Source organism: Levilactobacillus muriae (assembly GCF_045862015.1).
Classification (GTDB): Bacteria; Bacillota; Bacilli; order Lactobacillales; family Lactobacillaceae; genus Levilactobacillus; species Levilactobacillus muriae.
Genome location: NZ_BAAFRU010000004.1, coordinates 50,289 through 64,798 on the forward strand (window position 1 = coordinate 50,289; position 14,510 = coordinate 64,798).

12 protein-coding genes are annotated in these 14,510 nt (G+C 48.6%); 3 read left to right on the forward strand and 9 right to left on the reverse strand.

Annotated features, from left to right (window positions below):
• Positions 1-18 precede the first annotated feature (18 nt).
• The 5 genes from ACKTSF_RS03440 to ACKTSF_RS03460 form a co-directional block, all read right to left on the reverse strand.
• On the reverse strand, positions 19-1,173 hold the full coding sequence (locus tag ACKTSF_RS03440) for a hypothetical protein (RefSeq protein WP_407886674.1): 1,155 nt from the start codon (positions 1,171-1,173) through the stop codon (positions 19-21).
• Between the two features lie 39 nt (positions 1,174-1,212).
• A complete protein-coding gene (locus ACKTSF_RS03445; protein ID WP_407886676.1) occupies positions 1,213-1,626 on the reverse strand; it encodes a hypothetical protein in 414 nt (137 codons plus the stop codon).
• An 11-nt stretch (positions 1,627-1,637) separates the two neighbouring features.
• Complete coding sequence (locus ACKTSF_RS03450) at positions 1,638-2,735, reverse strand: hypothetical protein (protein WP_407886678.1); 1,098 nt, start codon at positions 2,733-2,735, stop codon at positions 1,638-1,640.
• A gap of 105 nt (positions 2,736-2,840) precedes the next feature.
• Entirely contained in the window at positions 2,841-3,542 is a 702-nt protein-coding gene (locus ACKTSF_RS03455) for a hypothetical protein (protein ID WP_407886680.1), read from the reverse strand.
• A 42-nt stretch (positions 3,543-3,584) separates the two neighbouring features.
• Entirely contained in the window at positions 3,585-3,791 is a 207-nt protein-coding gene (locus ACKTSF_RS03460; RefSeq protein ID WP_407886682.1) for a helix-turn-helix domain-containing protein, read from the reverse strand.
• A gap of 132 nt (positions 3,792-3,923) precedes the next feature.
• On the opposite strand from ACKTSF_RS03460, the gene ACKTSF_RS03465 reads away from it, so the two are divergent.
• The 3 genes from ACKTSF_RS03465 (at position 3,924) to ACKTSF_RS03475 (ending at position 10,979) form a co-directional block, all read left to right on the forward strand.
• Positions 3,924-4,241 carry a helix-turn-helix domain-containing protein gene (locus tag ACKTSF_RS03465; RefSeq protein WP_407886684.1) on the forward strand — a complete coding sequence of 106 codons (318 nt, stop codon included), beginning with the start codon at positions 3,924-3,926 and terminating at the stop codon, positions 4,239-4,241.
• 654 nt (positions 4,242-4,895) lie between these two features.
• Entirely contained in the window at positions 4,896-8,225 is a 3,330-nt protein-coding gene (locus tag ACKTSF_RS03470; RefSeq protein WP_407886686.1) for a mucin-binding protein, read from the forward strand.
• Between the two features lie 219 nt (positions 8,226-8,444).
• A complete protein-coding gene (locus ACKTSF_RS03475; protein ID WP_407886688.1) occupies positions 8,445-10,979 on the forward strand; it encodes a M1 family metallopeptidase in 2,535 nt (844 codons plus the stop codon).
• Between the two features lie 317 nt (positions 10,980-11,296).
• On the opposite strand, the gene ACKTSF_RS03480 is transcribed toward ACKTSF_RS03475, so the two are convergent.
• From ACKTSF_RS03480 to ACKTSF_RS03490, 4 genes are all read right to left on the reverse strand, one after another.
• A complete protein-coding gene (locus tag ACKTSF_RS03480) occupies positions 11,297-12,700 on the reverse strand; it encodes a C69 family dipeptidase (protein ID WP_407886690.1) in 1,404 nt (467 codons plus the stop codon).
• A 16-nt stretch (positions 12,701-12,716) separates the two neighbouring features.
• Complete coding sequence (locus tag ACKTSF_RS03485; protein ID WP_407886692.1) at positions 12,717-13,502, reverse strand: potassium channel family protein; 786 nt, start codon at positions 13,500-13,502, stop codon at positions 12,717-12,719.
• Between the two features lie 274 nt (positions 13,503-13,776).
• Positions 13,777-14,154, reverse strand: a complete 378-nt coding sequence (locus tag ACKTSF_RS14580) for a type II toxin-antitoxin system YafQ family toxin (protein WP_491062241.1) — start codon at positions 14,152-14,154, stop codon at positions 13,777-13,779.
• Positions 14,155-14,424: a hypothetical protein gene (locus tag ACKTSF_RS03490; protein WP_407886694.1), complete on the reverse strand. Its 270-nt coding sequence runs from the start codon at positions 14,422-14,424 to the stop codon at positions 14,155-14,157.
• Positions 14,425-14,510: the final 86 nt, after the last annotated feature.

Genomic DNA, 14,510 nt, shown 5'->3' on the forward strand with positions numbered 1-14,510 from the left:
CAGACCAATCCCGAATGGTTATTTCACATTAATCGTGAATGTTTCGTAGAGGTTCGGATTATTGACACTGGTTACTTTGATCGTGGTACTTCCGGAATGTTTGGCAGTGATTGTAAATTTACCCGTGGTCGTTTTGCTTGGCGCAGAAGCAACCGTGGGATCAGCGACTTGCATGGTGAATGTGTTACGTGCGGCGTCACTGAGCTTTAAGTTACCATAGACCGAGCTCCACATTTGCGCTGTCTTGGTTTCACCAACCGTCATGTTCGCAAGGGTAAAGTTGGATGAAATCTCGGCAACGCGATTACCAGCTTGCGCCTGTGTTTGTTTTGAGTTGGCGATAGAGGTATCGTTTGGTATCTTGTCGCGAATAGCTTGACCGACTTCTGGGTTAGTTGGATGGTATAAGGCATTCTTATCACTCATATAATAAGTATTGGATTTGTCAGGAATCGCGGCGTATGCTGCCGCAGTAAAGTCACTTTTCAGTTGCGTGACCTCAATTGGCGATGCACTTCCCATCTTGTTTGAAACGTAAGGGAAGCCATCTTCATCGTAAGGCACGTTGTCGACGTTATACAAGGGAATCCCGTTACCTTCAGCGCCAAAGGCCGGTAGATTCAACCATTGGGTCCAAGTGATATGTTTAGTTGTATTCACATACATCTTGCCGGCTGTTTTGCTGATATTAGAAGTTTTTTTGGTTGTCTTATTAGTCGTCTTCTTAGAGACCTTCTTTGTGTTCGTGGCCTTTTTTGAAGAGCTTTTAGTTGATGTCGTGGCTTTGCTGTTCAGATTCTCAACGAAGCCAGTCAGGTACTTTCGGTTGACCCAAACCATCTGGCCTTTCTTACCGATCCGGACGCCGTAGTAGATGCTGTGGTCAATCTTGGCGTGACGGAGCGTCGTTAAGGTGTGAACCTGGTACCTCGTGCTGTTCAACTTGGCAGCGGTCTTGAAGCGGTAGTGCTTGTTGGAGACCTTCTTCAAGGTGTAACCCTTCCAGGACGCTTTGCGGCCGTTAACGGCCACTGAGTGATGTTTCATGGGCTTGTTCCATTTGACGTAGTGGACGCTTGAGGCGCTGGCTTGAGGGGTGGCGAAAGACGCCATGCCCATGAAACCAGTCACGGTGAGTCCCGTGACGACTAATCCTTTAACAATCTTATTCATAATATCCTCCCGTTTTTAAATTGTGAAGACGCTTAAATCCTAGTTATTGTGAGCTTTATACAAGTGACCGGTCTTTAGACTCACAATACTCTGATAGTCCACGATACTGCCATCGCCAGTAGGTTGGCTCACAAACATGGCATAGTTGCCTTTGAGCTTCTTGCCACTTTGCCAGCGCCCACCTTCCCAGTGACCCGTGTGCGCGCCGTGGACGATGGAAAAGTCATTATAGGTTGTCGAGTAGCGCATGACGCCCGACCCGTGGTAAGTCTTCTTGTACTTGAGGTGGTACTTGTGACGCATTTGTTTAATGGTGTATTTTGACTGGTACGTCTTACCTTGGTAGGTGATATGGTGCCACTTGGCTTGTGCGGTGGTCGTTGGTTGAATGGCCAGGACGGTCACAGCGGCCAATGCCACGATTAATAGGAACCATTTGATTTTCTTAGACATAAGCAACTTCCTTAGTAATTATTGGTGGTGGTCTTCATCAGCTCAGCAGCCTTGTTGGTCAACAAGTAGCCGGCGCCATTGCTGGTGAACTGGAGGGCTTCAAATTCACGATGACCATTGAAGTTAGTGGTTTCAACCTGACTCGCTTTTAAGTGACCTAATTTGCTCAGTGGAATCGAGGAGATACTGCTGTCTGAGACAAAGTACAGGCGGTTACGCTTGGCATTGTAAGCGATAGATTGCGTCTTAGTGCCCGGTGCGTGCCGCAAGCCTTGCATGACCAAGTGGAACTTCACGGACTTGCTGCCGATCTTACCCTGGTAGATCTTAACGGAGCGTTTAGGTGCCCAGCCGCCATTGGCGTAGGTAAAGAAGTAGGCGTTTCCCTTTTTATCGAAGGTCAGGTTGGAGCCCATCGTCACAGAAGATTTTAAAGTGAAGTTAATCTGCTTAACGGGTTTCAAGGTGCTGGTCGAAACTTGCTGAACGTTGGTCTTTACACTGACGGGCTTGCCCACGAACCAGAGCTGGCCATTCTTGGGATTCATGGCCAGTGATTGGCCGTGGCCCGTATTGAATTTTGGCCCAATCTTGATATTTGTGAGGATGGCCTTATCAGTCTTGGTGAGCTTGCCAACCGAGTGATCGTAGCTTGCACGGCGGAGGGCATCCATGTGCGTCGTATTAATACCAAACTTTTTAAGGGCGCCGAGATTGTAGCGAACGATCCAACCGCGGGTGCTCTGACTGCTGTCCGTGATCAATTCGTAAAGCGTCTTACCATCCTTGGAAAGTACGGCGCTTTGCGGATTGCCCCAATCGGCCGAACGGTTGTAGGTGACGGGAAGAAAGACGGCGGATTTAAATGTTGCGGACTTGCCTTTGGTGCTGGTGATGCTGGTAGGGCTAGTTTGGAAAATGTTGCTGTAGCTCTGTTGGAAACTGGAACGGTTCACGAACATATTTTTATTATTAACCGTCTTGTACTTGGCGACATTGTAGTTGCTGAGCGCATGGCCATGTTGGGTATACGTTTTCGCTTGTGCAACGGTGACACCACCGCTGATGAATAGGGCGGCAGCAAGTGCCGTCATGACTAATTTCTTCATAGTAAAAGCCTCCAGAGGATGAAAAATAAGCGGAGAGTTTGCCCAGACCGTCTATTTTATAATTAATTATAGGTGTAAACTTGCTAAGCATGTGATGACAAGAAGCTATTTGCGATTGTTCGTCGCGGCGTAAAAGGCAGCGGTGGCCGCCCATTCTTTGGCGGCTCGGGCTTCCATCTCGGCCTGTCGTGCGGATTGATAAGTAAGTTCAGAAGTTTGCTGCATCTTAGCATGATACTTATCGGTTTCCAGCACGTTTAGAGACTCCTTGAATGTATCAGCACGACCAACAGAGATAATGTCGTAAATTCTAGCTGGGTCGTAATTATAAAGGTATCGCTCAGGGTAGTTGACCGCGTCGGCGAGCTTTTTTAGACCTTTCAGGTTGTATTGCACCTTATCGCTGGCTTTATTTTTTTGAATCAGAATATCTTGATTTGAGGACATATGTTTCTTTGAATAGTTTTTTAGGTACTCCGGTTTGATATTGAAAAGTTTATCGAGCGGCTTATAAACCAACCATAAGATTCCCCAAAAAAGCAATATCGAACCAATCTTTGAAGAAAGGCCTTGCCCACCATCACTGGTAAGGTATAAGTAGGCGAAAGGAAGGGTGAGGACCCCAGTTACTTGCCAAACGCGTTTCCTGTATTGATTATCGGCTACGTCATACAACTTCTGTTGCCAGTTATCACTAATCGCTTGTTTCTGTGTTAACGCCCCCTCGTAAATTCTTTCTGCTTTATCCAGAACAGAAAGCGTATCCAATAAAGAATCTTTGGACATTGTTTGCACATTATTGTCCATGTCTCCACCTCCGAAATATGTAAAAGTTGCCAGTTGGGTGGGTTAAGCTCTGAAAAAAATCGAGATCTGATCTCGGTTAATCCCAATGGCAGTAAGGATGGATGCAAATTCTTTGACATCAATGGGAACAGTACCAGCTTCGCGCTTCCAGTACGAGCTTCGACTCATTCCTAAACGCTGGGCCATTTCGGCTTGAGTGATGCCAGCTGCGACGCGTTCTGCTTTGATTCTTCTTAAGTCAAAATGCAATGTATCCAACCTCCTTTTCACCAATGAACGATACCGTTATCGTTCCCAATTGTCAACGAAACGTTCCGGTTTCGCATCAAATGTTTATGTATGGGAACTTTTTTGGTATACTTCATACAACATAGTCAGGGGGTGAAGATCGTTAGAACCAGTGAAGAAGTCATTGACTCGATTGTAAAAATCAGAACGCGCAAGGCGATCTCGCTTTCTGAACTTGCGCGAAGAACGGGAATTGCCAAGTCAACACTGTCTCGGTATGAAAGTGGCTCGCGGACCTTTCCCTTGAATAAGGCAGAGACGTTTGCAGTGGCTTTAGATGTAGATGTGGGTAACTTACTAGGATTACCCAATGGTGAGATTGCGAGTTTATATGGGCAGCTAAGCAGTGAGAACAAACGCAAAGTCATTGTGTATGTCCAGAATCTAGTGAAGCGTCAACAGAAAAGCTGACGAGTCCTGAAACGGGTGTGAACCCGGTCTAGTCGAATGATTATCTTAGAGCCTGGGGAAATCCCCCAGACTCTTTTTTCGCTCTCCAAAGCTATATTGCTGAAACGTGCACATTACTTTTGCCACTGTGGGAATTAACACAGCTAAATTATTGAAAACAGTCGCACTCCGGCTGCCAGGGATTCCGCTTGCTGTGGGGAACGCCTCCAGTCAAAGGGCGGGCTTCCGGCTCGCCAGCTAACCGCCTTTTATCCCACTCTCTTTTTGTGCAGTTAGGAAACGAAGTCGTGACTACTGGACTGAAGGGGATGACGGAAGCATGACCACTTCAAGTTAGGGTGCTCTTAGTTCTTTTAATTAGCATTGCAAATACCGATAAAGCGTTTAAATAGTGCACAATTTAATACGAAATCCGATCGATTTGTCATGCAATTTGATGACTTTTATTTAAAATGATTATTATGGAATGTCCCGTCGTTGCAGCATTCTTGCTTGTCACAAAGAACATTTATGTGCCGCAAAATTTTACGTCGTTGATTATTCCTCACAACCTGGTTATAATGGGTATTGAAAAGGGACTTATAGAATGATACACGATATAAGTTTGGTATCAAATTATCTTAGTTTGGTCATAGTTAATGAGGGGGACCAATCATGAAGAACTTTGAACGGAAAACACATTATAAGATGTACAAGTCACACAAGGGCTGGTTGGTAGCCGGTATCACGGTAACGAGTATGGCAGTCGGTATCATTGCGGGACCACAGACCACACAGACGGTTCAGGCGGATGATAGTGCCCCGGCGACGGAATCGGTTGATGGCAATCAACCAGTCAGTGGGGCATCAAAAGTATCCCTGAAGGCATCGACGCCCGTGACACCAGCAAGTAAGGTAGCGGCAGTTAGTGCTAGTGAGCAACAGCAGCCACAAGCGCCAGCATCTTCGGCTGATCCAAAGACACCGGCAGCAGCATCTTCCGGGAGCGCGGGAAATCAGCAATCATCAGAACAAGTAACCGAAAACCAGCAGCCAGCGGCACAACCAGCAGCCAAAGCGCCTGCTCAGGAATCGACTAATGAGGGGGCTAACGCAGCTGGTGGGACGACCACTGGTACTGGGAAACCGGCAGCAGAAGCAGAAAGCTTGAGTATCGCAGCAGCAGATGCAGTGGCGCCAGCACCGACTAACGTGCAGACGGGGATCACCGTGCAAAATCCGGATGACTTGACGGATAAGGTCACGGGTCAACCAGTCTTTAACGTCAGCAAGACGCAGCGACTTCAGTATACTTATGATCACTCGGATGCTAATGGCGTCAGCACTGACTTGAGTGTGCCAAAGGCTTACGACAAGTATTACCAGGTTCAGGGATCAAAGGTTTGGTCAGGTGAGGCTTATGCGAATAGTATTGCTCAGGATGCCAAAGGAATAGATATGAATTCGCCAGTTCATTTCACCGATGGGACATATCCACTCTACATTGATGAATGGATGCCCGACGCTGGCCTGCAATACCTCATTTGGCAGAATAACTTTGCTTCGAAGTACGCAACCATTGCGGATTTCAGAAATAATTTTACGAAAGCTGAATTGGCAACGGTTACGAACATCTCAACGACGGAACCGTTACAGTCGGTTAACGGCGCTGAACAGCAGTACACAAGCTACTACTTGGCATTAATGTCGATGACATCGTTAGAAGGGCTTCAGAATGCGACTAATTTACAAACCCTGTATCTTTACCCCGATCCGATGGTGAGTTTAAATACGTTTGGCAATGGGATGCAGTCCGGAAATCTATGGGATATTCGGGCGCTGAGTAATTTGCAAAATCTGAAGACGGTTAGCATCACGTTGTTCTCCGTGAATGATATTTCTGCGTTGAGCAATAAGGATCAGCTGACCACGGTCGACATGCCTTATAATCAGATCACCGATATTTCACCATTAGCTACGGATAAAAACTTGAATATTAAGACGGGAACAACTCTAAAAGAGCAGCACATCCTGTTGGCGCCAATTACGGTTAGCACCAAGCTGGGTAAGGACCAGAACACCACAGCTGATGGCACCCTGAGCTACACCACGCCATCTTTCATCATTAAGGATTTAGGCGCAAGTAATCTGCCAGTTAAGGGATTTGACAATGCTACTGGGGCGCTGTATCCTTCCTTATTCCCATCCAGTGCGGATGCCGGTAATATTAACGCGAACACGTTGAATTGGTATAACTTACTTGCCGGGACGAGCACGGATTATGGGAGCCTGTCTACGACTTGGGCGGATACAAACAGTGACTTTGCGGGGTACATCATTCAACCCTACGATATGGCCGAAAATGTTAGCGACTTAAACGTTAACATTCAACTGCTTCAAGCCGATGGGCAACAACTTACATTGGCACCTTCCACCTTGATTTCTGGTGATGTGGGTTCCGAAGTGGACGTGCAAGCTAACGCCACGATTATGACCTTCCTGAACCAACAGGTTGCTAAGGGGTATACGTTCTCACACCTGATTCTAGATGGTACGGGGTTGTATTCGGACTACTTAGCCAATAACGGTAAAGCGACTGCTCAACCTAATTGGACCACGACTTTGACGGATACTTCCAAGAACTGGACGATTCTGTTCTATAAGGATGTCTTGCCTTGGAACGTTTCCGTTGATTATGGGACCAAGGACGCTGACGGTAACTTCACGCCAATCACCAACGAGGATGGGACGCCGGTGACCGACAGCTACAACGGGACTTCAAATGTACAGTTGCCTTTGACCAGTTACGAAAAGGACTTCCCAGACTACGTTTATACCGGTGCCGAAACCAGTGTGGATGATGACAGTGTGACGGACAAGACTTGGACCGATATCAGTCAATCAGCCGATATTCCATTCGCTGGGGCTAAACAAGCCATCCGTATGGTTTACGCCAACGCCAAGCGCGCCACTGTTACTGTTAAGGACGCCACGACGGGCAAGATCGTTCAAACCTTAGACTACACGACCAATCCCGAACTACGGGGCGCCATTGGCACCACCAGTACCTTCGATTCCGCTTCCGTGATCGATCCGGCTGTCGCTAAGGGCTACAAGTTGGTCAGCGACACCACTAAGAACGCGGATGGTACCAGTGCCATTGTCTTTGGGAAAGATGCCGACACGGCTCTCGACTTTACGATTACGTTAGCCCATGACTTTAAGACGACTGAAAAGGCCGTTACTGAGAAGATTACTTATCAGGATCAACAACAAAAGCAGGTGGCCGCTCCGGTTACCAAGACCATGACCTTTGCCACGGTGACGGATCAGGTTACCCAGGACGCTGTGACTTACAGTAATCCAGCTGCCACGGGGACGCCAGAACTCGATGTTACCGGCAAACCAACCGATACGAATTGGGTTGTTTACCAAACTGGCGATAAGTTAGGCTTTGATGCCGTCAAGAATCCAACGGTGGCGGGGATGCACGTGGCTTCAACCACGGACCCAGCCAAGGATTTAACGCAGACTACGACACAAGCGGTAACACCTGATAGTGCCGATGTGGCCGTTGTCGTGACCTACACGGCGGATGCGACGACCGGTGGTGGCGGTGATAATGGTGGCGGTAACGTAACGCCACCAACTACTGGCCCAACTGTCGGCGGTGGTGCTGACGTCGTGACGCCTGGCAAGAAGCCAACAACGGTAACTAAGATGCCAGCTAAGAAGACCAAGGCACCGGCTAAAGTCGCAACTACGCCTAAGGCCAAGGGTGGTCAAGTGGCCGGTATCACGACTGGACGCCAGGATGCTAAGATACAACAACTGGCAACGTCAACCAAACAGTCACAGTCACGAAAGGCCCCTGTCAAGCTAGCACAGAGCAAGACGACATTGCCACAGACAAATGAACAACGCGGCAACAGTTTAGCCCTTGTTGGCCTGGCCTTATTGGGAAGTTTAGTTGGTCTGGCTGGTTGGAAGAAACGGGAACATTAAGCTAATTAGTTTTAAGTGACTATATTTTGGCACCGTCGAGTTGTCCTTCAGGGATGACTGGCGGTGCCTTTTGGGTTTGGCTAAATTAGTCGTAGATGAGAAGGGGACGTTTCGGGTGGCTCATAAATGCGCTGATTTTTCATTCCCCGTAACACCTCACGTGGCTCCCACCGGCCAAAAGTGTATAATGAGGATATTCTAATAATTCAGGAGGAAATCATGGCAAAATCCACACATTTTTACGAATTATTCCAACCAACGCATTACAACGTTTACTTAGACATTAATCGTGCCGCTAAATCCATCTCCGGGACGTCCACCATTACCGGTGACGCCAAGGCGATTAACATCGCCATCCATCAGAAGTTCATGACCATCAGCACCGTCAAAGCCGACGGCCAAGACGTGCCATTTACCTTCGATGACGAGACGGAAGGCATTCATATCGATCTGGGCAAGACCGGCGAGACCACACTGACCATTGCCTTCACCGCACCTCTGACCGATAGCATGATGGGAATCTACCCATCCTACTACGATGTCGACGGCGAGAAGAAGCTGATCATCGGGACGCAGTTTGAAACGACCGCAGCCCGTCAAGCCTTCCCTTGTGTCGATGAACCTGAAGCCAAGGCAACTTTTGACTTAGCCATTAAATTCGACGAACACGACGGCGAAACCATCATCAGCAACATGCCTGAGACCAAGACCGAGAATGGCGTCCACATCTTCGACACCACGGTTCGCATGTCCACGTACCTGATCGCCTTTGCCTTCGGGGAAATGCAGAGCAAGTTGACCACCACCAAGAGTGGGGTCCAGGTTGGTGTCTTTGCGACCAAGGCGCACCAAGCCAAGGAACTCGACTTCGCCTTAGATATTGCCAAGCGTTCCATCGAATTCTACGAAGACTTCTATCAGACGCCATACCCACTCCCACATTCTTGGCAAATGGCCTTACCCGACTTCTCAGCCGGTGCCATGGAAAACTGGGGCTTGGTCACGTATCGTGAAGCCTACTTGCTGTTAGATCCCGACAACACCTCATTTGAAACCAAGCAACGGGTCGCGACGGTTATTGCTCACGAACTTGCCCATCAATGGTTCGGTGACCTGGTTACTATGAAGTGGTGGGACGATCTCTGGTTAAACGAAAGCTTTGCCAACATGATGGAATACGTGGCGATCAACGCCATCGAACCCGACTGGCACATTTGGGAAGTCTTCCAGACGAGTGAAGCACCAATGGCCCTGCAACGGGATGCCACCGATGGCGTGCAATCCGTTCACGTGCAAGTTGAAGATCCCGCCGAAATCGACGCTTTGTTCGATGGTGCCATCGTTTACGCTAAGGGGGCCCGGATGCTCGTCATGGTTCGTGCCTTAATTGGAGACGATGCCTTGCGTCAAGGTTTGAAGGCTTACTTCGCCGCACACCATTATGGCAACGCCACCGGGGCTGATCTCTGGGCCGCACTGGGGGATGCTTCTGGTATGAACGTCGGTGCCATCATGAACTCTTGGCTGGAACAACCCGGGTATCCCGTTGTTTCTGCCGCCGTGGTCGCTGGCAAGTTAACCATTACCCAGCAGCAATTCTTCGTGGGTGCGGGTAAGGATGCCGGTCGTCAATGGCAGGTACCCCTGAACAGTAATTACAGTGCCGCCCCGGCTATCTTCGCCGATCAATCCGCCACGTTAGGGGACTACGCCGACTTACGCAAGGCGAGCGGCGAACCTTTCCGCCTGAACGTGGGCAACAATTCTCACTTCATCGTGAAGTACGACGACACCTTGCTCCAAGACATCCTCGCTAACTTGGATTCCCTGGATGCCATTACCCAGTTACAATTACTGCAAGACTTGCGGCTGTTAGCCGAAGGGCGGCAAATTTCTTATGCTGCCATCGTGCCATTACTGGATCGCTTCGCTGCTAGCCATTCTACGGTTGTCAACGATGTCCTGTATGGGGTTGCCAGCAACCTGAAGAAGTTTGTCACGCCAGGTTCTACTGAAGAGAAGCAGTTACAAGCCTTATTCGACAAGCTGAGTGCTAGCCAAGTTGCACGATTAGGCTGGACGCCTAAGGCCGGTGAGTCTAACGATGACCAATTAACGCGGCCATACGTTTTGAATGCCACCTTATACGCCCAAAATACTGAGTCGATTGCCGCTGCCCACGCCGTTTTCGTTGCGCATCAGGACAACCCAGCAACGTTGCCAGCCGCTACTCGGAACTTCATTTTGGCCAACGAGCTCAAGCACTTCGGCAGTGACCAGTTGTTCGACCAATTGTTAAACGACTACCGGTCATCCAGCGACGCTAGCTACAAAGCGGACTTAGCTTCCGCACTGCCAACGACGCAAGACACCAAGCAAATTGCCAAGTTGATCACGTTGTTCGAAGACGCTGACACCATCAAGCCACAAGATTTGCGGGCTTGGTACCGCGGTGTTCTGGGCAACGATAAGGGTCAACAGGCCGCTTGGGACTGGATCAGAAACGACTGGCAATGGTTGGAAGACACGGTCGGTGGTGACATGGAATTTACCACGTACATCACGGTGACCGCCGGTATCTTCCACACGCCAGTGCGCTTAGCCGAATTCAAGGCCTTCTTCACGCCAAAGATCAACACCCCAGGCTTAACCCGGGAAATCAAGATGGACACCAAGGTCATCGAGAGTCGTGTTGACTTGGTCGAAGCCGAGAAGGATGCCGTGCATGCTGCGGTTGCTACGACGGTGAAGTAAGCCTGCCTGTACCTATGGTTGGCTGAAGGCAGGACTTGTCATTTGTGTGAAAGATATAATTCGTCAAATCATTAACCCCTTTTTTGAGCAGCTACTGCATTTTTGGTAGTTGCTTTTTTGGCCTCTACTAGTTACTAATGTATTTTTGAGCGATTATGTCTCACTTTTTTCGTTATTCATGGGAATTTTCGTTTTTATTCAATAATTATCATGGCCGTCAAGTAGTGACGATCGCTGTTAAAATTGGGCGACGATAGGTATCAAAAATGGCGCGTCAGACCGAAGTCTGACGCGCCATTCATTGCAAAGGGTAAAGATTAGTCGTTTAAGTTGTACCGTAACTTCATGTGCTCGGAGCCAAACGTCACCATGTCACCCAATAACTTGGTTTGACGTGTGAAGGATTCGTCGGAAAGCTTTTCGTTGGCTTCCTTCAGGATCTTGGTGTCGGCACCATCAACGATAGCGGCATCCGTTTCGTGTTGAATCTTCCGGTAAGCAGCCATGGCTTCCAAAGCAAAGGTGTTGCGGAAGTCTTCGTAAAGACTGTAGTCCGTATCACCCAGCAGTGCCGTGGTGCAGCTCAACCAGTACATGTGGTTCATGTTGAACGTGCCATCGGCATCCTTGTAAGTAGCTGGTGTATCGTCAACGTTAGCGTAGAATGGGACGACCGTGTTGAACGTGTTGGCACCAAAGGCTAACCAGTGAATCCCAGCAATACTGTCGGGGACGCTATTTCTGATTTGTAAGATGTGAACGTCGTGGTTCCGGTTGATCCCGATTGGGCGGAACAACGTCTTGTCATCTTCTGAGCCGTGACCGTAAACATCGTACTTCGTGTTTTCAAAGTGAGAACTCAGGACGAACTTCACATCGTCGATAGAGATCTTACGGTTGGCGTGGCAGATGAATGGCAGGTCTTGGTCCTGAGGGTCTTGTTCGATTTCAGGATTGAAGTATTTTTGACCGAACCAAGCCCGGGGGTTGTTGTAGACTGTATCCTTGATGGAGGCGCTACCGAAGATGTGACGCAGGTTAACCTGGTCGAAATCGGGGTTCAGGCTGTACTTGGCGATCAAGTCTTCCAAGTCGTCAGAAGCCAACGTGTCTTCGGCGCTAAAGTCAAAGTCATCAATGTTCATGCGGTTAGGTGCCACCACGTAGGCGTCATCTGGAATCCTTTTAGCGGCCCAGTGATGCCCACCAATGGTTTCTAACCACCAGATTTCGTCATTGTCGGAGAAGGCGATCCCGTTTGGTTCGTAGGTCCCGAATTCTTCCAATAAGCTTCCTAAACGCTTCACACCGTCGCGGGCGCTGTGGATGTATGGCAAAACCAGTGTAACCAGGTCTTCTTCACCGATCCCACCGTCAACGTAGGGGTCGATACCCAATACGCGTGAGTTGGTGGTAATGGTTTCCGTGGCGGACATCGCAATGTTTTCACCGTTGATACCGGCTGCGGGCCAGATACCATTGGTCAAGATGGAGTTAGGAATTGAGGTATAACGCAGCGGGTTGTCAGGTAACTTGATTTGCACACCGCTGATCACCGCTTGGTAATCGCGAGGTTGGTCGTCAGGGTTGACCACAACGAACCGTTCTGGGTCTAAGGCTTCGTGGCCGTCATCGTTCCGTGAAATGATGGTGGAGCCGTCTAAAGAAGCCTTTTTCCCTACTAAAATCGTGGTACATGAACCTTTAATTCTCTTCGTCATGAATACAGCACTCCTTTTAAAAAACATTATAGCATTGATGGTGGGAGCGTTGAAGTGGTTGGTTAGTCATCGGGCGTTTTTGTGGGCGCCTCGTCGGACTTTTGCTGATTGGTAAGGAGCCGTTGTCGTTCGATGTTTTGAGTTGTTTACTTAACTGCTGATACCGGTCAGTCTCACCATGATGGGCAAAACAAGTGGTGATGGTACTGGTCAGCGCGCCGATAAAACCAATACCGACCAGCATGAGGAGGGTCACCGCGAATTTACCGACCGTTGTGTGTGGGGCAATGTCGCCGTAGCCCACGGTAGAAGCGGTCACAATCGCCCACCAGAAGGCCTCACCCCACGAGACGTGTTCCGCGTAGGCGTACAGAGTAGCCGCGAGTATCAGAATGGCGAAGCTGGCCCAGACCAAGTAGATGAAGCCGTTAGTCTTTAAGAACTTCTGAAGGGGCTTTCGTAGCCGCCCGATGAATCCGACCAAGCGAACGAATCGAAAGAGGCAGGTGAGCCGAAGCAAGCGGGTCAGTCGTGCCAGTCGAAAGAGGCTGAACAGACTGGTTAGCGGGAGAATGGCGATCAGGTCAAAGAGATTGTGGCGGAAGAAGACCCATTTCTTGGGTGCACGGTAGAAGCGCACCCAGTAGTCAACGGTAAACAGGACCAAAATACCATCGTCCATGACGGACCACGGCAGGGAAGTAAGGGTAATCAGGCTGGAGAAATCGAGAATTGCGAGGACAATCGACCACAGTGCAAAAACAATGACCACGCCATTGTAAAGTTTTAGTTGCCAAGTCATGTCCATACACGCCTTTCTAATTTGATTGACCCTAGATGTCGCATGCAGCTAGCAGGTGTTCGATGTTTTTTGTCAGACTAAACGCTATGGTTTGCTCAACTGCGTGGAATCTGAGATTGGGATGATTTTGTTATGTCGAGTATCCCATGATTAAGGGGCGTGATGGTGCGTGGGCGACTTGGTAGTGGAGGTGGCTTAACTAGAAAAGGACCAACCGTATTTTCGGCTGGGCCCATATAAATAGTGATGTAATGGTTGAAATTGATTGATCCAATTAGAAAAGATCAGCGTGTGTGCCAATGGAAAGTAAAAAAACTTGGCTAGTTTCCGATGATTGTGCATAAATTAGGAGATGATTGCCATTTTTACCATCAAAATGGCATTCCATGATGCTAACTGAAGTATTTTGTTTTGAAAGTAGAAGATTGATCCGTTTGGTGAGTTGTCGTTTTCCGTGCAAGTGATGAGGATAAAAATAGCTTGGTATTGGGGTGCCCGTTAGTAAGCAAGATATGACAATATCCCAAGCAGAGCGATTGTCGTTCTTTAGTGGTGTCGTACCGTTGAAAATGCGATTCCAACGTGGTGTCCTTTGAACATTCTTGAACTGTTGCTTAAATTTATGAGTGGTATGAATGGCATAGGCGACCACTTAATCTAACAGACTTTTATTCAGTGCATCGAGCGTTGAATAGGATGGCAGCTCTTTTTTGCCATTCAGGGAATCAATCACCTCATCGATGGAAGAAAGCAAATCCGCGTCAGTGATTACTGTCGAAGGGTTTGCCCGATTATTGGCAATACTAGTGATGATAGCTTGTAGTAAATGCGTGAGAGAGATACCGTTCGTCTGTAAGTTACTTTCCGCGCGCTTTCTAATCTCAGAATCAATTTCAATTTGAAGCTTGTCCTTGGTTGCCATGGGGAATGGCCTCCTTCTTAAATAACCTGAGTGTAGCATATCAGAAGGGGGATAGTCGGAAACTTGCTTGGAATTGGTCATTAGAA

Excerpts from the sequence above, each read along its gene's own strand:
- ACKTSF_RS03440 (WP_407886674.1), bottom strand. The coding sequence starts at position 1,173 with ATGAATAAGATTGTTAAAGGATTAGTCGTCACGGGACTCACCGTGACT.
- ACKTSF_RS03445 (WP_407886676.1), bottom strand. The coding sequence starts at position 1,626 with ATGTCTAAGAAAATCAAATGGTTCCTATTAATCGTGGCATTGGCCGCT.
- ACKTSF_RS03450 (WP_407886678.1), bottom strand. The coding sequence starts at position 2,735 with ATGAAGAAATTAGTCATGACGGCACTTGCTGCCGCCCTATTCATCAGC.
- ACKTSF_RS03455 (WP_407886680.1), bottom strand. The coding sequence starts at position 3,542 with ATGGACAATAATGTGCAAACAATGTCCAAAGATTCTTTATTGGATACG.
- ACKTSF_RS03470 (WP_407886686.1), top strand. The coding sequence starts at position 4,896 with ATGAAGAACTTTGAACGGAAAACACATTATAAGATGTACAAGTCACAC.
- ACKTSF_RS03475 (WP_407886688.1), top strand. The coding sequence starts at position 8,445 with ATGGCAAAATCCACACATTTTTACGAATTATTCCAACCAACGCATTAC.
- ACKTSF_RS03480 (WP_407886690.1), bottom strand. The coding sequence starts at position 12,700 with ATGACGAAGAGAATTAAAGGTTCATGTACCACGATTTTAGTAGGGAAA.
- ACKTSF_RS03485 (WP_407886692.1), bottom strand. The coding sequence starts at position 13,502 with ATGACTTGGCAACTAAAACTTTACAATGGCGTGGTCATTGTTTTTGCA.
- ACKTSF_RS03490 (WP_407886694.1), bottom strand. The coding sequence starts at position 14,424 with ATGGCAACCAAGGACAAGCTTCAAATTGAAATTGATTCTGAGATTAGA.